Here is an 18533-nt window from a genome sequence, read left to right on the forward strand (position 1 = left end):
TATCTTAAACTTGTATGTCTGGTTAAAAAGGGTCAATATCGATGTTAATGGGTAGGTCATAAAAGGGTATCGTTCATGGGGTACAAAAAAATCTATGCTCGTTATCGGCAGCAAATTCTGGATGGTCTTTTAAAACCCGGGGATCGCGTCCCGTCGATTCGTTTGCTGGCGAACGAGCTGCAGGTAGCCCGCAAAACGGTAGAAACCGCTTATGAAATTCTCACAGGGGAGGGTTATTTCGTTAGCCGGGGAGCGAAGGGGACTTATATCAATCCGGAGTTGAGACTGACCCCAAAGGCCAATGCACACAAGCCAGTATTGTCTCGTTCACCTGATATTCAGGCCGTTGAAAGGAAAGGGGATCTGCGGCTAGGGATCCCTGCGCTGGATGAGTTCCCGCATAAAAAATGGTTATTAATATCAGGAAAGGCAGCACGTAGTCTTCGTCCGGAAGAGATGCTCATGCCGCCAGTGATGGGTTTTCTGCCATTGCGTGAGGCCATTGCCAGTTATCTTAATATTTCACGGGGGCTGAATTGCCTGCCGAATCAAATATTTATTACCAGTGGCTACCGAGCTAATCTGCGGTTGATTCTGTCAGTACTGGCACAGCCGAACGATAAAGTGTTATTTGAAGACCCAGGCTACTTCTACGGACAGCAATTATTAAAGCGGATCGCGCCCAATCTGCATTATATACCTGTGGATCGGCAGGGGATGGATATTGACTATCTTCAGCGCTATCATTCTGATGCGCGCTTCACTATTACGACACCGACACATCAAAGTCCGCTCGCAGTAAGCCTTTCACTCCCGCGCAAGCATCAACTTCTGGCATGGGCACAGCAAAACAACAGTTGGGTCATCGAAGATGATTACGACGGTGAGTTTCACTACACAAAAAAAGTCATTCCGGCATTGAAGAGCCTGGATATGCATGACCGTGTCATCTACACCGGTACATTCAGTAAAACGATAATGCCAGCCATGCGTATCGGTTATATCGTCATGCCTCAGGAAACAGTGACACAATTCAACGAACTGGGGGAAATCCTTGAAACCGGTCTGCCATTACTACCACAAAAGATTCTCGCGCAGTTCCTTATCGAAGGGCATTTCTATCGGCATATAAAAAAAATGCGCTTACTCTATCAGCAACGCCGCCGAATTATGCTTGAGGCAATTGAAACAAGTTTCCCGGGTGTCTTTGAATTTGAGCTTACCGATGGCGGAATGCACATTGTCGCTTTCCTGAAACGTGGTATTGAAGATAAGGCATTAGCCACTCTGTGGACTGAACACGATCTCTGTGTCAAACCGCTTTCAAACTGGTATGCACAGACACAAAAGCGTTACGGATTAGTGATTGGATACACCAACATTCGTTCATATGAACAGGCAATGAAAATATTTCAACGGGTGAGGGTAGAGACGATGGCGTTAATGGGATCCGCTTGGAAAACGGAAATTATCCTACGTTAAGCCCCTTCTTTGAACAGCGTTGCTATCACAATAGGGCAAAGAAAGCCTTGAAGGAAGTTGTACGCCAGCAACGAACTGCCAGTTACGCCGATTTCTTCGCTGGGCTGCCGAAAGGGATTCCCTGAAAAGATGACATTCTGGAAAATAGCGACGTCTTTGTGCGTCGTTCAATATTAGAAATTGCCCCAGGTTCTGGGCGAAATGATTTCAGCATCAGATGAGAATTATCGCCAAAACAAGCGACCATATCGGCAAAATAACTTCAGCTATCCACCGTTGGTATTATCCATGTCTGCGACATTGAGGGTTGCAGGATTATTTCGTTGTGGTAGGGTGTAATTTCGTCTATTTGATCTGGAGTAATTGTTGCGGGCCATCCAATATAATAATCAGGCCAGCTTCTAAACAGAATATGATTTATTCCAACGCTGCTGTTTACCATCCTCATCTTCGCTATTCGCATCACCACCTCAGCTACTAGCTATTTCGCCATCACCACCCACATTTTTCTATTTTCGTTTTCACCTGCTGGTGAGAAACATATTCGCCTGCACGTTTATCCAGGAAACAATAATTATGCTCAATAAAAAATTACTCGTTTTATCTCTGACGGCGATTGTCGCTGCGCCTGCTGCCATGGCCGCAAAATTGCCCGGTGATGGCGTTACCGTTCTTCCGGTGCAAAGTACGTTGCCTGAAGAGTCGTTTCAAACCGAGTTGATTAATAAAGCGTTAGAAAAGCTAGGCTACACCGTGAAGCCAACGGAAGAGGTGGATTACAATGTGGCGTATACGGCAATCGCGGCGGGAGATGCCACTTATATGGCGGTTAACTGGGAACCGCTGCAAAAAGATATGTATAACGCCGCAGGCGGCGACAGCAAATTCTACCGTAAAGGCACGTATATTAGCGGTGCTGCGCAAGGATATCTGATTGATAAGAAGACTGCAGACAAATATCACATCACTGATATTTCACAGCTGAAAGATCCAAAAATCGCGAAGCTGTTTGATGCCAATAATGATGGTAAAGCCGATCTTGCCGGTTGTAATCCTGGCTGGGTCTGTGGGCAAGTTATCGAGGCACAAATCAAAGCCTATGGTTTGAGTAATACTGTGCAGCAGAATCAAGGCAATTATTCTGCCATCATCGCAGATACTTTAACACGCTATAAATCCGGTAAGCCGGTGCTCTATTTTACCTGGACACCTTATTGGGTTAGCGATGAATTAAAACCGGGTCGCGATGTTGTTTGGTTAACGGTTCCTTTCTCGGTGACGCCAGGTTCGCAAAAAAATGAAGATACAGCGCTACCTAACGGCAAGAATTATGGCTTCAAAGCCAATAATGAGCATGTTGTCGCCAACAAAGAATGGGCGGAAAAGAATCCGGCTGCAGCGAAACTGTTCTCGATTGTTAAACTGCCGCTCGCCGACGTGAATGCGCAAAACCAGCGCATGCATGCGGGTGAATCTTCATCTGCAGACATCGAACGTCATGTAGATGGTTGGATTCATGCGCACCAGGCGCAGTTTGATAGCTGGATTAAGGAAGCTACGGCGGCGGCAAAACAGTGAGCGTTTGCTGATTACGGTGAGTTGAAGTGACTGAACAGTAAAACGGGTAGGGCATGCAGGCCAGCATGGCGGTTGATGCTGGTCTGTGTGTATAGTCCCGCGGCGGGATTTTGTGATGGGACTAACGGCAAAAGATTTGGCTCCGGCAATTGGTCGGCTGAATCACGTATATGAAGTGCTCAATCGAAAACGCGAGCTAACGTTACCGATGATTCGCAATCTGCACAAACAGTTCGATATTCCGTTAGAAAGTCTTGTTGGCTGAGACAGCAGTTATTAAAAGAGAACCGGCTATCACAGCCGGTTTTTTTATGCCTGATATCTGGCGAGCACTAAGGTAGAAAAAATCACGGCGGTGCGATGCTTCCGGCAGACATCAAACAGGACGGCAAATAGCAAACTTGGTCACGGGCTTTGCTTGAGCCGTCACGCTACACGAATATTTGCAGATAAGACGGTCCTGCTAACGCATCAGAATTCACGTAGCGACGCCAAAAAAAACGACAAAATCTGACAGGGAAGGTGAGCAGTTGATTTTATTGGTCATTAGGATTTGTAATTAAAATCAAAATACCGAAGTGACCTAAGCGAATCAGACAGGGTGATAACATATTGCTGTGCTTGAATTCCTTCAAAGACGAGCCATTTAACATAATATACATTATGCGCACCTAGAGTGTAGTGGCTCAATGCTAATGTCTAGTTCTGGCTCAATCCTAATGTCTGCGCTACATTAACTCTGTGGGGTTCTTATCATCATTCTTTTTCCGGGGGGTTAAAGAAAAAGGAACTCATCGAGGAAATGGTCATGAGTGCAGAAAGCTCAGGACTATTTACGTTGAAAGAGATTAATCGCATTCAAATCTTGCAAGATGTCATCGACCGCAGAATGACTTCTGGCCGAGCAGCTGAACTTCTCGGCATAACGCCACGACATTGCAGCCGTTTACTTAATCGATACCGTGAACATGGCCCGCTTAGTATTAGTAACCGTAGTCGTGGTAATCCGGGAAACCGCTTGTTGCCTAAAGCTTTTACTGATCAGGCCCTGGAAATCATACGAGATAAATATTCTGATTTTGGCCCTACACTAGCTCGAGAGAAAGTTCCATGGAAGCTGCGAACGCATTTGCCGAAGAGTTCATGAACGATTACAACCGTCGTTTCGCAAAAGCGCCTCGCCAGGCGTTTGATGTTTATCGGGAACTGGATGTCGATGATGATCTTGATATGGTATTTAACTGGCGTGAAGCTCGTAAAGTGTCGAAATCACTCACAGTGCAGTACGACAAAGTCCTTTATCTGATTGAAGGCAGCGAATTCAGTCGTCGGGCGATTGGTAAATACATCGATGTCTGGCATTACCCGGATGGACATAAAGAGCTCCGGCTTAATGGCGTGTCACTTCCCTACTCCACCTATGACAAGCTTTCTGAAATCGATCAGGGGGCCATTGTGGACAACAAACGTCTGGGGCGGGCCCTGGAAATGGCGCAGCTGGTCCAGGCCGAGCGGGATAATAACCGGTCGCAGTCCGTTCCATCCGGCGACGGTCCTTCACGCAGGCGTAAAGCCCCCACGACGAAGAAATCTCAGCGCTCCCTTGAGCAGGACGATATGTTCAATGCCCTGGTGAAACTTCAGTCACGCTCTGAAGAGATATTTGGAAAGAAACCGATTTAAAGCCCGGTAATCCATCCGGGCATGCCTGGCTGTCAGATTTTGGCCTGATTGACCCGTGCCGCGAGCTCCTGATGACTCTCTTTCCTTTCGCTGTAGCGGTCGGACAGGTAGGCTGTGTGCCCTTTCAGGAGTAACGTCATTTTGAACAACTCTTCGGTAACGTCGACAATCCTGTCATACCAGGGTGAGGGTTTCATGCGCCCTTCATCATCAAATTCCTGCCATGCCTTTGGCACTGATGACTGATTGGGGATGGTGAACATCCGCATCCAGCGGCCAAGTATCCGCATCTGATTGACCGTGTTAAACGACTGTGAACCACCACAAACCTGCATGACGGCCAGCGTTTTACCCTGGGAAGGACGAACAGCACCTTCACTCAGGGGTATCCAGTCAATCTGGGCCTTCATCACCGAGCTCATGGCGCCATGTCTTTCCGGAGAACTCCAGACCATTCCGTCACACCACCTGACCAGCTCGCGGAGTTCAAGCACTTTGGGGTGACTTTCGGGCGCATCATCGGGTAACGGCAGACCGGATGGGTTAAATATTTTCACCTCAGCCCCCATCTTTGCCAGCAACCGCCCGGCCTCTTCCGCTGCAAAACGACTGTAGGACCGCTCTCGTACTGAACCGTACAGGATGAGAATTCGCGGCATGGTTTCGTTGTTGCCCGTAAGTTTGCTGGCAAGCGCATCATCAAAATAAGCCGGTTCGATTGCTGGTAAGTCGGTCATAAAAAATCTCCATTTCATAAGCTATGCTTTAAAAGTTATCACATATGAAATATCATATGTATTGTTATTTTTTTACGAGGTTAAGCATGCTACAGTCTGTTCAGCTTTTTAAACTGCTCGCCGACGAGACCCGTTCAACTATCGTGATGCTTCTCAGGGAGTCCGGTGAAATGTGCGTCTGTGACATCTGTGAGGCAACCGCAGAGTCTCAGCCAAAAATTTCTCGCCATATGGCCCTTTTACGTGAAGCCGAGCTGGTCATCGACCGTCGCGAAGGAAAATGGGTGCATTACCGACTGTCGCCACACATGCCAGCATGGGCTGCGGGTATTATTGATACAGCCTGGAACTGTGAACGAGAAAACATACGCAACAAGCTCAGTAGCGTGGCATCTGTCTCCTGCTGATGGCGATATATATATCCGAATAAACAAATGTGAATGGAGTTTCTGATGTTACTGGCTGGTGCTATCTTTTTATTCACGCTCGTCCTGGTTATCTGGCAACCCAGAGGGCTGGGGATTGGCTGGAGTGCCTCACTGGGCGCAATTCTGGCATTGCTGACTGGCGTCGTTCATCTGGGGGATATTCCGGTGGTCTGGCAGATAGTGTGGAATGCGACCGCCACCTTTATCGCCGTGATCATCATCAGTCTTCTGCTCGACGAATCCGGCTTCTTTGAATGGGCCGCGCTGCACGTTGCCCGTTGGGGGAATGGCCGGGGGCGGCTGCTCTTCACCTGGATCGTCCTGCTTGGTGCGATGGTTGCGGCACTGTTTGCCAACGACGGTGCGGCACTGATCCTGACACCTATCGTTATCGCGATGCTGCTGGCGCTGGGATTCAGCCGGGGGGCAACCTTAGCGTTTATCATGGCCGCAGGGTTTATCGCTGACACGGCAAGCCTGCCACTGATTGTCTCAAACCTGGTGAATATCGTCTCGGCGGATTTCTTTAAGCTTGGTTTCTCAGAATATGCCGCCGTGATGGTCCCGGTTAACCTGGCCGCGATTGCGGCTACGCTGGTGATGCTGCATCTGTTTTTCCGTAAGGACATTCCCGCCGTTTACGACGTTTCTCTGTTGAAAGAACCGAAAGACGCTATACGTGATGTGAATACCTTTAAAACCGGCTGGCTGGTTCTGGTGTTGCTTCTGGTGGGATTCTTCGGACTGGAGCCGCTGGGCGTACCGGTCAGTCTGGTCGCTGCCGCTGGTGCATTGCTTCTGTTTGCTGTTGCGAAAAAAGGGCATGCCATTAACACCGGTAAGGTGCTGCGTGGTGCGCCCTGGCAAATCGTTATCTTCTCGCTGGGGATGTACCTGGTGGTCTACGGCTTACGAAATGCCGGTCTGACCCACTATCTCTCTTCCTTGCTGAATCAGCTGGCAGAGCAGGGATTGTGGGCGGCAACGCTGGGTACGGGCTTCCTGACGGCCTTCCTGTCATCAGTGATGAACAATATGCCGACCGTGCTGGTCGGGGCGCTGTCGATTGATGGCAGCACAGCGACCGGTGTTATCAAAGAAGCGATGATTTACGCCAACGTCATCGGCAGCGACCTGGGGCCAAAAATTACCCCTATCGGCAGTCTGGCAACGTTACTGTGGCTGCACGTTCTGTCGCAGAAAAATATCAAAATTACCTGGGGATATTACTTCCGGGTGGGCATTGTCATGACAATCCCCGTGCTGTTTGTCACGCTTGCAGCACTGGCGCTTCGTCTGTCTTTCACTTTGTAATGAGATACTGATATGAGCAACATTACCATTTATCACAACCCGGCCTGCGGCACGTCACGCAATACCCTTGAAATGATCCGCAACAGCGGTACAGAGCCGACCGTTATTCATTATCTTGAAACCCCACCATCACGAGCTGAGCTGGTAAAACTCATTGCGGATATGGGGATCACGGTACGAGCGCTGCTGCGTAAGAATGTCGAACCTTTTGAAGCGTTAGGGCTGGCGGAAGACCGCTTTACTGACGAGCAGTTAATCGATTTTATGTTGCAGCACCCTGTTCTGATCAATCGCCCTATCGTGGTAACGCCGCTGGGTACCCGGCTATGCCGCCCTTCTGAAGTCGTGCTGGATATTCTTCCCGATGCGCAGAAAAGCGCGTTCACGAAAGAGGACGGTGAGAAGGTAGTTGATGAAAAAGGTAACCGGCTGAACTAAACGTGTTCTTGTGACGAAGGGCGAGAGAACTCGCCCTTTTTTATTTAAGATAATCAGTGCTAACGGAGGATAAGAAGCGGTTGTTGCGTCTTTTGCAGCATTTCGGAGGTATGACTACCGATAAAGAACTGCCGCAACCTGGAATGACCGTAGGCCCCCATCACTATCAGATCGACAGCATTTTCCTCGGCGTAACGAATAAGCGCATCCCCGACTGATTGCCCGGTAAGATGTGTTGTGCTGTTTTCTATACCCGCGTCACGTAAAATTTGCTGTGCGGTCAGCAGCTCTTCCTTCTTACCGTTTACCATGACAAGGTGGCACTCCAGCCCCCTGAGTAAGGGACTCATCGTCAGACGTTCCAGGTTACTCCTGCTTTCTTCACTGCCATCATAAGCCAGCATGACTCTGGAAGGCACTGAGTAGTTCTCCGGAACAACCAGCAGGGGTTTCTTTTGCAGACGAATAACGCTTTCCAGATGAGAGCCTACCGGATGCTGGCTACCCCGACGCCCCAGCACCATGAGACGAAGGTCGCTCAGCTCTGTCAGAACTTCATCCGGTGTACCGTGTTTTTGCATCAAAAGCACATCCGGGCTTCCCTGTTTTTGAAGCAGTTCAGCACAACTTTCCAGTATTGCTTTCCCCTGCGCCATCAGCAGGCGATTACGTTGCCCTTCGATTTCTACCAGCTCATTGGTCAGCAATTGCTGACTGTCTATGCCGAGAGTGCCGGTCAGATCTGACACCACCGGGGTGTTGTCTTTTTCGATAACGTGCAACAGTGCGAGCTGTGATTGCAAAGTGCGGGCAGCCCACGCCGCATATTCACACACTGACCGCGTTGAAAGTGAACCGTCCACACAGGCTGTAACAGTATTATTCATAGTTTTCCTCCGGTCTGTTAATGACCGCCCATCAGTTTTTCGACTTCTTCAGGTTTATCATGAACACCAAACCGGTCAACGATGGTGCGGGTGGCTTCATTCATCCCACGTATCTCAACCCCGGTGCCCTCTCTGCGGAACTTAATGACCACCTTATCCAGAGCACTGACGGACGTGATGTCCCAGAAATGGGCGTGTGAAATGTCTATCACCACATTCTCAATCGCCTCACGGAAATCAAAGTGGCTGGTAAAGCGGTCTGCTGATGCAAAGAATACCTGGCCGGTGACGGTATACGTCCGGCTCGTTCCCTCCAGAACTGACGTTACGCGCATGAACCGGGATACTTTAGTGGCAAAGTTGAGCGAAGCAATCAGTACGCCGGTCAGCACGCCGAAGGCCAGATTATGTGTTGCCACCACAACCGCGACGGTGGCAAGCATGACCACGCTGGTTGAAAGGGGGTGTGTCCGCAGGTTGGCTATGGAGCGCCAGGAGAATGTCCCGATGGAAACCATAATCATCACCGCGACCAGCGCTGCCATCGGGATTTGGGATACCCAGTCGCGCAGAAACACAATCAGGCAAAGCAGCACCACGCCCGCCGTGAGGGTTGAAAGTCGTCCGCGGCCACCGGATTTTACGTTGATAACGGATTGCCCAATCATCGCGCAACCTGCCATTCCTCCGATAAAGGATGTGCAGATGTTCGCGATGCCCTGAGCTTTGCACTCCCTGTTTTTGTCGCTTGGCGTATCGGTCATGTCATCCACAATAGTGGCGGTCATCATCGACTCAAGCAGCCCCACCACGGCAAGCCCCGCAGAATATGGCAGTATGATGAGCAGCGTCTGGAGATTCAAAGGCACGTCCGGGAGCAGGAAGACCGGCAGGCTGTCGGGAAGTTTCCCCATATCGCCGACGGTTCGCACATCCAGATGCAGCCACATGGCAATCCCAGTCAGTACGACGATGCACACAAGCGGTGAAGGAATGGTTTTGTTGATATAAGGGAAGAGATAGATGATCCCCAGCCCTGCCGCAGTCATGGCATAAACATGCCAGGTCACGCTGGTCAGTTCAGGCAACTGCGCCATAAAAATCAGTATTGCCAGCGCATTAACGAATCCCGTGACCACTGAGCGTGAAACAAAACGCATCAATCCACCGAGCTTCAGGTAACCGGCTATCAGCTGGAATACCCCGGTCAGTATGGAAGCGGCCAGTAAATACTGTAAGCCATGATCTTTAACCAGCGTCACCATCAGCAGCGCCATTGCACCGGTGGATGAAGAAATCATCGCCGGACGCCCGCCAAAGAAGGCCATAACGAGAGGAATACAGAACGCCGAGTAGAGGCCCACCTGGGGATCGACACCGGCGATAATGGAAAAAGCGATCGCTTCTGGAATGAGTGCGAGCGCGACAACAATACCAGCCAGAACGTCACCACGGACGTTACCCAGCCAGTCCTTACGCGTCGAGGACAGCAACATAGTAATTTCTCAGTTTTTAGATACAGTCAGCCCTGGAGGGCTACATTTTTACGTACGGTAAAGCACATCCGCAGACGGGATGTTATTGAGTGCGTGCTGAGGCTTGCTCAGTACGACAGAGGAAGGAAAAACTCAGGGTGGCGTAATACGCATAGCGGTTGTCAGATTCTCCATAGCGGATGTGTATATATTGTCGGCTCTGTTGTCAGGAAGAACTCACAGAACACGTCGCGTTTGAACATGAAACACTTCAAAGCAGCCCAATACTACAAATAAAGCGAATACGGGGTCAACCCAACAAGGTACTCAAACGAAGAGGTTAAGATGCGATTTTTATCCAGGAATTCAATATTATCAAAGGACATTTGAACTTTGCCCCACCCCGGACATCTCTACTTAGCCTTGACATAGAGTGTAGTGGCTCAATGCTAATGTCTATTTGTGGCTCATTCTGTATGACTAGACAACGACTCACTTTTCCTGATGAGGAGTTTTCTATGGCCATACATGACGCCGGGATGTTCTCCGTGAAAGAAGTCAACCGCCTTAAAATCCTTCAGGATGTCATCGATCGCAACTTGCGTCCTGGCCAGGCTGCAGAAATGCTCGGTATTACGCCGCGCCATTGCGGCCATCTGCTGAAACGCTATCATCAGTCAGGACCACTTGGCATGAATAACCAGAGTCGCGGCCGCTCTGGAAACCGTCAGCTGCCCGCATCACTGACTGAGCTGGCACTGAGTATCATCCGGGAACGCTATCGCGATTTTGGACCGACTCTGGCACGGGAAAAGCTGTAGGAAGTTCACGGTCTGGTCCTTGGCAAGGAAACAATCAGACGCCTCATGATAAAAGTCGGTCTTTGGCTCCCCTGCAGACAACGGCCGCCGAAAATTCATCAGCCCCGTTACCGACGTCCCTGTACCGGCGAACTGATCCAGATAGACGGTTGCGACCATCACTGGTTTGAAAAGCGTGGTCGACCCTGTACAGCACTGGTCTATGTTGACGATAATAGGCCAAACATGCAGAAGCAGATAAAAAAGTGTTGATGTCTCCTAGGGAGCGCTACAGGCTGGAACTCATTGAAGCCGTTATATTCCGGGAATTAAGTCTGACGGTTGCGAGAAAAATGGCACTGATTTTCAATCTGGCAAAATTGCCATTTTAATGTAAATCAGAGCTTTAGTTGTAATGTTCGCTCTGGGCTAAGTTAAGATGTCCGGCGTGTATAGTCTCAAGTAAGGATTACCAAATAGCTCAGAAAGGAAGTATTCTATTTCAATGATATCAGGAGATAGATATGAGTTTCGATTATGAACTGGCATATCAACAGGTAAGAAAATATCTTGGCAAGCATCAGGACTCATTTACTCAAGCAATTGACTTTGAGAACGATATTAATAAGCGAAAATCATTTCCTTCCGAGGTCTTTTTGGCAACAGTTCTGCAAAAAAGTATTGGTAAAGAAGCCCGACTGATTGAGCAAACAGGAGAAAATCACCCTGATGTTGTAATGAAGATGAGTGGTGTTCGTTTTAATTTTGAAGTGACGTTAATGACTCAAGAAGATGAACGATTCCAATGTAAAAGCATCGATGCAAAAGAACATGCAGTTACAGATAAGCCCAAAACACAACTAACCTCCAAGATACTGGATAAAACAAAGCAATACGAACGTTGGTTCAAAAATGGCATTGTAAATAAGAGTGATGTGAATATCATAGCAGTTGATTTGGGTGATATTTTTCCTTTTACACCAACAGCAACGTTACTTGGCTCAGCAATATTTATGATGAGTGATGAGTATGAAATAAATATAGATAACTATGGGAGTAAATATCAACTACCTCAGTCACGCGGATTCTTGGTTAAAACAGGCTGTGATGGTAGGAAGTCAAATATACACTTGGACCATGTATATGATGGGTTAAAATACATAGATGCTTTGCTTACTTTCACTAAAGTTAATGTTCTGGAAAGTAGTAATAATTTCGACGTCATAAATATAAACAATAATGAAAATGTTAATCGGCTCTTTTCTCAGATCTCGTCTCATTACCAAACTACAATCAGTCGTTGGGGAATATTATGGGGAGATACCTAATCAGGGCCCCGTTACCCCTCAGACTTCGGTAACACTCGTACACGGAGCTTATGGCTCAGTGTACGAGAAGCAACCATAGTAGAGCATGTGATGATGTGTCACGGAAATTTCGGCGGTTCCGGCGTACAAACCCGGTAACGAAAACACCCTCTTGGTTAAAAAAATACTTAGCGTGCGTTTTCGTACGATTGGGCTTCAGACCCCTACAATAATAAAGTGTTCTATCTGATTGAGGACAGCGAATACAGTCGAAGGGCTATCGGCAAGTATATTGATGTCTGGCACTATCCTGACGGACATAAGGAACTGCGACTAAATGGAGTGCTACTACCCTACTCCACCTATGACCGGCTGTCGGAAGTTGATCCCGTCGCGATTGTGGACAACAAAAAGACTGGGCCATGTGCTGGATGTTGCCCGTCAGGTACAGGCTAAACGGGACAATAACCGCTCACAGTCGGTACCTTCTGGCGATTAACCTTCCCGCAGACGGCGTGCACCCGGCATTAACAAATCTCAGCGATCGCTGAACGAAGAAGACTTTATCGGGTAAGATGCGAATCAGGCTAATTCCGTTTTGTAGCGTTCAGCCTGTGCCGCAATTTCTTCGTCGGTGATCGTCGCACTACCGCCGGTAATGAAAGGTTTAAGATAACGCATACCCAGATATCCAGAGATGGTTTCAAAGGACAACAGATATTCGCTGACCGTATATCCGGCTGCACCATCAGGCCGATAGGCAGACTCAGCGCCACCCAGCGAAACGGCCAGCATAAGTTGCTTGTCACGCAGTGCCTGTGTTTCGCCACCATGTGACCAGCCGTAAGTCAGCACATCATCAAGCCACTGCTTGAGCAGTGGCGGCGTGCTGTACCACTGCATCGGGAACTGCAGCACAATACGTTCGCTGTTTTCCAGAGCAGCCTGTTCAGCGGCTACGTCAATTTTGCCGTCCGGATAGAGGTCATACAGATAACGCACTTCAGTATCGGGCAGCGATGCTGCACTTTTTGCCAGCGCCGAGTTAACACGGGAACGATGAATGTCTGGATGAGTAACAACAATTATGGTTTTCATTTTCTTATCTCTTGTCTTTAAAAAAAGGTTTCGTCAATTTCAAGCCGGGCTAAAGCGGCATTGATATCATCTAATTCAGCGTCACTGAGCTGTACATTTGCGGCATTAAAATTCTCTTCCAGCCGGTGTAATTTGGTTGTTCCCGGAATCGGCACGATATAAGGCTTCTGAGCCAGCTCCCATGCAAGGACAACCTGTGCCGACGTTGCAGTGTTTCTTTCAGCAATGTCCGCGATCAGATTAAGAAGCGCCTGGTTGTTTTCCATTACCTCGGGTTTAAATCGCCCCATCATGCCCCGGTAATCGCCCTCGCCATAGGTTGTATCCGCGGTCACCTGACCACTCAGGAATCCATTACCCAGCGGGCTGTAGGCCATAAAGCCGATATCGAGTTCATCGCAGACTGTAAACAGATCCTGCTCAGGCTTACGCCACATCATCGAATACTGATCTTCAACGGCGGTGACCGGGCACACTGCATGGGCCCGCCGGATATAAGACGCGGGCGCATTGGATAATCCCCAGTACTTTATTTTCCCTTCGGCGATTAACTCTTTCATCAATCCTGCGACCACTTCCGGCTCAACCGCGGGATCAACGCGATGCTGATAAAACAGGTCAATATAATCGGTTTTAAGACGGTCAAGAGAACCTTCCAGCTGCTTTCGGACAGACGCCGGGCTACTGTCCAGAACCGGTACCAGCTGACCATCGATATTTTCCATTCCGGTCACGCCGAACTTGGTCGCAATGATGACACTCTCCCTGTGTTTACTGAGAGCAGTACCCAGCAGTTCTTCGTTTTCGAATCCGTAAATAGGGGCCGTGTCGAAAAGGTTGCATCCCAGCTCAATAGCCTTGTCTATCAGCTTTATCCTTTCCTTGATTTCAACTGAATGACCATAGCCATGATCCATGCCCATGCACCCCAGCCCCATCTCTGAGACCTGAAGTCCCTGGCTACCTAACCTTCTCATTTTCATGATTATTTCACCCTTATTTAAGACGATGATGATTTTGAGTGGTTAAGTATACGGCTGGATTTATTGCTGAAAAATTGTTAATTTCGAAAGTCAGAATTGCTTAAAACACAATAATCATGAATAAACTTGATGCTCTGCGATTTTTTGTTGCCGCTGCGGAAACGATGAATTTTCGCGAAACTGCGGTCAGGCTGGCCATTTCACCCTCTGTGGTAACGCGAACAATTGCAGAGCTGGAAAATCAGCTCGGCGAGCCACTGTTCAAGCGGAATACCCGATCGATTGTGCTGACCAGCTTTGGCGAACTTTTCCTGCCAAAGGCTGTGCGCCTTCTTGAAGACTCAGAAGCGCTGTTTCAGACGGCCAGAGATGACAATGAGATGAGGGGGATTGTGAGGATCACACTGTTCCGCTTTCCCGGACACGAACAGGTGCTGTTTGAGCTTTTAACTGCGCTTCGCCCCTATCCTGAGCTGTTTATAGACTGGCGGCTGGACATGATGAAGCTGGATTCTGTACAGAACCGCATTGATATGGGGATCCGCATCGAACGCGAGCCAAATCCGAACTTTATTATCAGGCCCATCACGCTCGTTCATCACGCGCTGATGACATCGCCTGAACTCATTGAGAAGCTTGGGGCGCCGGAAAACTTCGAAGATCTGCGCCAGCGCTATCCTTTCAGTGGGCTACTGAATCCTGAAACCGGCAAAGTATTCGAATATATGCTCGATGGCGTCGATACGTTTGTACCGCGCCATCTTGAATTTTTTACCACCGACTCCCAGTCTGAGATTCAGGCTGCTTTAGCCGGGAAAGCCGTGATCCAGTCAAGTAATCTGGCCTGCAGGGAATATCTGGAAGATGGCAGGCTGGTGAATGTCCTGCCGGAACTGAAACTGGAAACCTGGCAGCTTTATCTTTACCGGCCCTATCAGGCCCTTGTACCGCAGCGCATCAGGACCGTTTTTCGCATTCTGGAAGATATTTTACTCCGGCACTTCAGCTGAGTGTGTGCCCGGATGCGGCTGGTACCTTCAGACGGCGGCGCCCCTTATTCGGAGAGGTGAGTCTCCCTGTATAGCCCTTTCCCCGGTAAGTCGCTGCTCCGGGATGCCCCCATACGCCAGACACAGACTTCGCCTGCACCGGCCGAAAGGTATCAGTTAACGGTTTCATCTATCCAGTCTGCAAATGCGCGAACGGCGGGTGAAAGAAAACGCTGATGGGGGTAAAGCAATGTGACAGGAACAGACGACGGCTGCCAGTCGGCCAAAACTTCAACCAGCGTTCCTTTCTGCAGGTGTTCTGCTACAACGTTTTCAGCAAGCTGTGCCAGCCCGAATCCCTCGAGGCACATTTTTATGTAGAGTCCCGTTTCGTTGACGGCTGCCGACCCGCTGACGGATACGGACAGCGTTTCTGTTCCCTGCACAAAGCTCAATTCACCTGTACGTCGGCTTTGCCCTGAAAAATAATGAACAGCCCGGTGATGAGATAAATCTTGAGGTGACTGCGGAATACCGTATTTCCTGAGATAATCGGGAGAGGCACAGGTGATCCAGCGAAACTGCCCAAGCGGACGGGCAACAAGTGTAGAGCTAAGCAACTCTCCGGTTCTGATCACGCAATCCACCCCCTCCTGAACCAGATCGACCTGCCGGTCGCTGACACCAATCATCAGGTAAATATCAGGATACCGGCTGTAGAATTCCTTCAGTTTTGGCATAACGATGAAATGGGCTATACCGCCGGGCATATCAACGCGTAAACGGCCCCGGGGAAGCCTGTTCGAATCAGCCAGACTGGCTTCAGTATGTTCAATTAAGGCCAGAATTTCTCTGCATTGCGACAGGTATTGCAGGCCTTCAGGAGTAAGACTGACCCGTCTTGTGGTTCGGTTGAGCAGACGCACCTGCAGGTATTTCTCCAGGTTTTTGATGGTGCTGGTAACAGTAGAGGAAGGCAGAGACAGTGTTTCTGCTGCTCGGACAAAGCTTCCGGCCTCAGCCACCCTTAAAAAAACCTGCATAGCTTGAATACGATCCACCTGACTGCTCCCCTGAATATCATGTAGCGTTGTTAACCATCATTATTCGTTAATTCTGAATTATGAAAACGCGTTAGTCATCTTTTTCATCTTAATCGGGAGGCGTATCGTTTTCCTTCTTAAACTGAAAGAGACGATTACAATGACCAATTACAACAGAAATATTGTTAAGAATCAGATGGAAAATTCGCCGGTAACACTGATTCGCGGCGCAACCATACTGAGTATGGACGATAGCGTTGGTAACATTGAGCACGGTGACATTCTCATCAACGGCTCAATTATTACCGCCGTGGGCCAGAACCTTGACGCGCCAGGCGCTCATGTCATTGATGCCAAAAATATGATTGCCATGCCGGGGATGGTTGATTCTCATCGTCACGCCTGGGAAGGTCAACTGCGCCGCATCAATCCCAACGCCACCTGTCTGGACGACTACAGCAACGCCACGCACTTTTCGTTCGCCAGATATTACCGCCCGAAAGATATCTACGTCGGTAATCTTCTGACGGCACTAGGCGCGATTGACGCGGGCATCACCACGATGATTGATAACTCGCACAACAGCCGTACCGCAGCGCACGCCGATGCCGCCGTTGAGGCCCTGCTTGACTCCGGCATTCGAGCTATCCACGCTTCCGGCGCACCGGTGGCCGGTGAATGGGATAAAGCACACTGGCCAGGTAACTGGCAGCGTCTGCAGGAAAAGTATTTCAGGGATAACCCTGAAGGCCTTGTGACTTTAGGGGTTATGGCTCAGCTGGAGCCAGAATTATGGGCAGAAGCGCGCAGGCTGGGTCTGCCTATTGTGACAGAGTTCTTTGGCGCTGAGATGGCCTCCGAGCTTGAGTCACTGCATCAGCAGGGTCTGCTCGGCCCGGACAATATCTTCAACCACTGTGCGGCACTGCCTGATGAAGGCTGGGAAATCCTGCGCGAAGCAGGTGTCCGGGTAAATGTCTGCCCTCGCTCAGATTCACACTACGGTATCGAAAGCGGAATGTTTGCCATTGAAGCCGCGCAGCGTCATGGCATCAATCCTGGCCTGAGCGTGGATAATGAAACGTCTTACAGCACCGACATGTTTATGGAAATGCGCGTCGCGTTCTATCTGCAGCGTGTGATGGGTATGCATAAGCACTGCTGTAATTCAGCGCATTCACTGACCACTCTTCCTGCTGCGCAGCTGCTTAAATCAGCAACCGTTGATGGCGCGGTTTGTGCCGGACTGCAGGACAAAACAGGAAGCCTGACGCCGGGCAAACAGGCTGATCTGATCCTGATTAACGCGGCAGACCTCAACCTCTATCCCAACGGAAATGCGTTTGGTACGGTGGTGCATGCTGCTGAACGCAGCAACATCGATACCGTGCTGATCGGTGGGCGCATCGTCAAGCAGAACGGCACAGTGTTGGGTGTAGACAACGAGCGCCTTCGTGCAGCCATTGATGAATCACGCGAACACCTTTTTGCGGCTGCAGGGTATGAACCAGACATCTTTGCGGAAAAATTTCTGCCGCTGGTTCAGGCAAACTGACAGAGGCGAATAGCATGATCGCAATTTATTACGTGATAGCTTTTGCAGCAGGTCTGGGTATTACCCTCCAGACGACACTGAACAGCCAGCTTGCAAAAGGGCTCGGAGGGGATCCGGTCACCGCCGCGTTGTTTTCCTTTACGTTCGGGGCGTTCAGCCTCGGAATTTACTCGCTACTGCGTGGAGGTTTACTCACCTCCCTTGCAGCTATTCCTTCGCAGCCTTTGTGGAGCCTGGCAGGCGGACTGATTGGTGCCTGCGCATTATTCAGCTATGTTGTGCTCGCACCAAAAATCGGTTTTTCGGCCCTGCTCGGACTGGCAATTGTCGGACAGCTACTTTCCTCACAGGTGATCGATCATTTTGGCCTGCTGGGTGCGATAAGGAGACCAGTCTCGTTACTGAGACTGGGAGGAATACTGGTCATGCTGGCCGGTCTCGCCATCATGCTTTTCGGCGATCGGCTCTCTGCACGTTTTCTGCAGTAAAGCCTTTACCCACGTTTGTTCCCGCGCAGATGTGGGTAAGTCTGGTCAACGCAATTTATAGGAGGATTAACATGTTTTCAATCGCATCTGATGTCAGGAATATGCTGGGGGATTGTCCACTCTGGTGTGAAAGAACTCGCAGTTTTTACTGGACTGACATTGAAGCAAGTGAGTTGCTCACATTAAAGATAGGCGAAAAGATCCCAGGATTAACGGGACAGTTCTTCCCTACTCTACTTATGATCGCC

General features: G+C 49.5%; 15 protein-coding genes and 4 pseudogenes. 13 read left to right on the forward strand and 6 right to left on the reverse strand.

The window, feature by feature from the left end; translation table 11 throughout:
• The first annotated feature begins 75 nt into the window (after window positions 1-75).
• The 4 genes and pseudogenes from Q1A40_RS09805 (at window position 76) to Q1A40_RS09820 (ending at window position 4743) form a co-directional block, all read left to right on the forward strand.
• Window positions 76-1482, forward strand: a complete 1407-nt coding sequence (locus Q1A40_RS09805) for a PLP-dependent aminotransferase family protein (protein WP_299999654.1) — start codon at window positions 76-78, stop codon at window positions 1480-1482.
• A gap of 576 nt (window positions 1483-2058) precedes the next feature.
• A complete protein-coding gene (gene proX / locus Q1A40_RS09810; RefSeq protein ID WP_299999655.1) occupies window positions 2059-3060 on the forward strand; it encodes a glycine betaine/L-proline ABC transporter substrate-binding protein ProX in 1002 nt (333 codons plus the stop codon).
• A 118-nt stretch (window positions 3061-3178) separates the two neighbouring features.
• Window positions 3179-3325: pseudogene (locus tag Q1A40_RS09815) on the forward strand (transcriptional regulator); the annotation flags it as partial.
• A gap of 543 nt (window positions 3326-3868) precedes the next feature.
• Window positions 3869-4743 (forward strand): annotated as a pseudogene (locus Q1A40_RS09820) (helix-turn-helix domain-containing protein).
• 32 nt (window positions 4744-4775) lie between these two features.
• On the opposite strand, the gene arsH reads toward Q1A40_RS09820, so the two are convergent.
• A complete protein-coding gene (gene arsH, locus Q1A40_RS09825; protein WP_000130816.1) occupies window positions 4776-5480 on the reverse strand; it encodes an arsenical resistance protein ArsH in 705 nt (234 codons plus the stop codon).
• 86 nt (window positions 5481-5566) lie between these two features.
• Between arsH and Q1A40_RS09830 the strand changes: the two genes are divergently transcribed.
• The 3 genes from Q1A40_RS09830 to arsC are packed head-to-tail and all read left to right on the forward strand — an operon-like array spanning window position 5567 to window position 7660.
• Window positions 5567-5887, forward strand: coding sequence for a metalloregulator ArsR/SmtB family transcription factor (locus Q1A40_RS09830; RefSeq protein ID WP_299999678.1), 321 nt, complete (start codon window positions 5567-5569; stop codon window positions 5885-5887).
• Window positions 5888-5932: 45 nt separating this feature from the next.
• Window positions 5933-7222 (forward strand): arsenic transporter, encoded by a 1290-nt coding sequence (locus Q1A40_RS09835; protein WP_000922628.1) that lies wholly within the window; start codon window positions 5933-5935, stop codon window positions 7220-7222.
• Window positions 7223-7234: 12 nt separating this feature from the next.
• Window positions 7235-7660: a glutaredoxin-dependent arsenate reductase gene (gene arsC, locus Q1A40_RS09840; RefSeq protein WP_000065802.1), complete on the forward strand. Its 426-nt coding sequence runs from the start codon at window positions 7235-7237 to the stop codon at window positions 7658-7660.
• 59 nt (window positions 7661-7719) lie between these two features.
• Here the strand turns inward: arsC and Q1A40_RS09845 are convergent, their stop codons facing one another.
• Together Q1A40_RS09845 and Q1A40_RS09850 are read right to left on the reverse strand one after the other, a co-directional pair.
• A complete protein-coding gene (locus Q1A40_RS09845) occupies window positions 7720-8547 on the reverse strand; it encodes a universal stress protein (protein WP_299999682.1) in 828 nt (275 codons plus the stop codon).
• 17 nt (window positions 8548-8564) lie between these two features.
• A complete protein-coding gene (locus tag Q1A40_RS09850; protein WP_299999684.1) occupies window positions 8565-10043 on the reverse strand; it encodes a SulP family inorganic anion transporter in 1479 nt (492 codons plus the stop codon).
• A gap of 497 nt (window positions 10044-10540) precedes the next feature.
• On the opposite strand from Q1A40_RS09850, the pseudogene Q1A40_RS09855 reads away from it, so the two are divergent.
• The 3 genes and pseudogenes from Q1A40_RS09855 to Q1A40_RS09865 all read left to right on the forward strand — a co-directional run.
• Window positions 10541-11056 (forward strand): annotated as a pseudogene (locus tag Q1A40_RS09855) (helix-turn-helix domain-containing protein); the annotation flags it as partial.
• A 290-nt stretch (window positions 11057-11346) separates the two neighbouring features.
• Complete coding sequence (locus Q1A40_RS09860; RefSeq protein ID WP_299999686.1) at window positions 11347-12150, forward strand: hypothetical protein; 804 nt, start codon at window positions 11347-11349, stop codon at window positions 12148-12150.
• A gap of 213 nt (window positions 12151-12363) precedes the next feature.
• Window positions 12364-12703, forward strand: a pseudogene (locus tag Q1A40_RS09865) (ISNCY family transposase); the annotation flags it as partial.
• Window positions 12704-12711: 8 nt separating this feature from the next.
• Here the strand turns inward: Q1A40_RS09865 and Q1A40_RS09870 are convergent.
• Window positions 12712-13227, reverse strand: a complete 516-nt coding sequence (locus Q1A40_RS09870) for an NAD(P)H-dependent oxidoreductase (RefSeq protein ID WP_299999688.1) — start codon at window positions 13225-13227, stop codon at window positions 12712-12714.
• Window positions 13228-13244: 17 nt separating this feature from the next.
• Complete coding sequence (locus Q1A40_RS09875; RefSeq protein WP_299999690.1) at window positions 13245-14210, reverse strand: aldo/keto reductase; 966 nt, start codon at window positions 14208-14210, stop codon at window positions 13245-13247.
• 116 nt (window positions 14211-14326) lie between these two features.
• Here Q1A40_RS09875 and Q1A40_RS09880 point away from each other — a divergent pair, with 116 nt between their 5' ends.
• Window positions 14327-15220 (forward strand): LysR family transcriptional regulator, encoded by an 894-nt coding sequence (locus tag Q1A40_RS09880; RefSeq protein ID WP_299999692.1) that lies wholly within the window; start codon window positions 14327-14329, stop codon window positions 15218-15220.
• 152 nt (window positions 15221-15372) lie between these two features.
• On the opposite strand, the gene Q1A40_RS09885 is transcribed toward Q1A40_RS09880, so the two are convergent.
• Window positions 15373-16260, reverse strand: a complete 888-nt coding sequence (locus Q1A40_RS09885) for a LysR family transcriptional regulator (RefSeq protein WP_299999694.1) — start codon at window positions 16258-16260, stop codon at window positions 15373-15375.
• A gap of 142 nt (window positions 16261-16402) precedes the next feature.
• On the opposite strand from Q1A40_RS09885, the gene Q1A40_RS09890 reads away from it, so the two are divergent.
• Both Q1A40_RS09890 and Q1A40_RS09895 read left to right on the forward strand, forming a co-directional pair.
• On the forward strand, window positions 16403-17797 hold the full coding sequence (locus Q1A40_RS09890; protein WP_299999695.1) for an amidohydrolase family protein: 1395 nt from the start codon (window positions 16403-16405) through the stop codon (window positions 17795-17797).
• A 14-nt stretch (window positions 17798-17811) separates the two neighbouring features.
• On the forward strand, window positions 17812-18285 hold the full coding sequence (locus tag Q1A40_RS09895; RefSeq protein ID WP_299999696.1) for a DMT family transporter: 474 nt from the start codon (window positions 17812-17814) through the stop codon (window positions 18283-18285).
• The last annotated feature ends 248 nt before the right edge of the window (window positions 18286-18533 follow it).

Origin of the sequence: uncultured Cedecea sp. (genome assembly GCF_947498825.1) — a bacterium.
GTDB lineage: Bacteria > Pseudomonadota > Gammaproteobacteria > Enterobacterales > Enterobacteriaceae > JGM124.

Excerpts from the sequence above, each read along its gene's own strand:
- Q1A40_RS09805 (WP_299999654.1), top strand. The coding sequence starts at position 76 with ATGGGGTACAAAAAAATCTATGCTCGTTATCGGCAGCAAATTCTGGAT.
- proX (WP_299999655.1), top strand. The coding sequence starts at position 2,059 with ATGCTCAATAAAAAATTACTCGTTTTATCTCTGACGGCGATTGTCGCT.
- arsH (WP_000130816.1), bottom strand. The coding sequence starts at position 5,480 with ATGACCGACTTACCAGCAATCGAACCGGCTTATTTTGATGATGCGCTT.
- Q1A40_RS09830 (WP_299999678.1), top strand. The coding sequence starts at position 5,567 with ATGCTACAGTCTGTTCAGCTTTTTAAACTGCTCGCCGACGAGACCCGT.
- Q1A40_RS09835 (WP_000922628.1), top strand. The coding sequence starts at position 5,933 with ATGTTACTGGCTGGTGCTATCTTTTTATTCACGCTCGTCCTGGTTATC.
- arsC (WP_000065802.1), top strand. The coding sequence starts at position 7,235 with ATGAGCAACATTACCATTTATCACAACCCGGCCTGCGGCACGTCACGC.
- Q1A40_RS09845 (WP_299999682.1), bottom strand. The coding sequence starts at position 8,547 with ATGAATAATACTGTTACAGCCTGTGTGGACGGTTCACTTTCAACGCGG.
- Q1A40_RS09850 (WP_299999684.1), bottom strand. The coding sequence starts at position 10,043 with ATGTTGCTGTCCTCGACGCGTAAGGACTGGCTGGGTAACGTCCGTGGT.
- Q1A40_RS09860 (WP_299999686.1), top strand. The coding sequence starts at position 11,347 with ATGAGTTTCGATTATGAACTGGCATATCAACAGGTAAGAAAATATCTT.
- Q1A40_RS09870 (WP_299999688.1), bottom strand. The coding sequence starts at position 13,227 with ATGAAAACCATAATTGTTGTTACTCATCCAGACATTCATCGTTCCCGT.
- Q1A40_RS09875 (WP_299999690.1), bottom strand. The coding sequence starts at position 14,210 with ATGAAAATGAGAAGGTTAGGTAGCCAGGGACTTCAGGTCTCAGAGATG.
- Q1A40_RS09880 (WP_299999692.1), top strand. The coding sequence starts at position 14,327 with ATGAATAAACTTGATGCTCTGCGATTTTTTGTTGCCGCTGCGGAAACG.
- Q1A40_RS09890 (WP_299999695.1), top strand. The coding sequence starts at position 16,403 with ATGACCAATTACAACAGAAATATTGTTAAGAATCAGATGGAAAATTCG.
- Q1A40_RS09895 (WP_299999696.1), top strand. The coding sequence starts at position 17,812 with ATGATCGCAATTTATTACGTGATAGCTTTTGCAGCAGGTCTGGGTATT.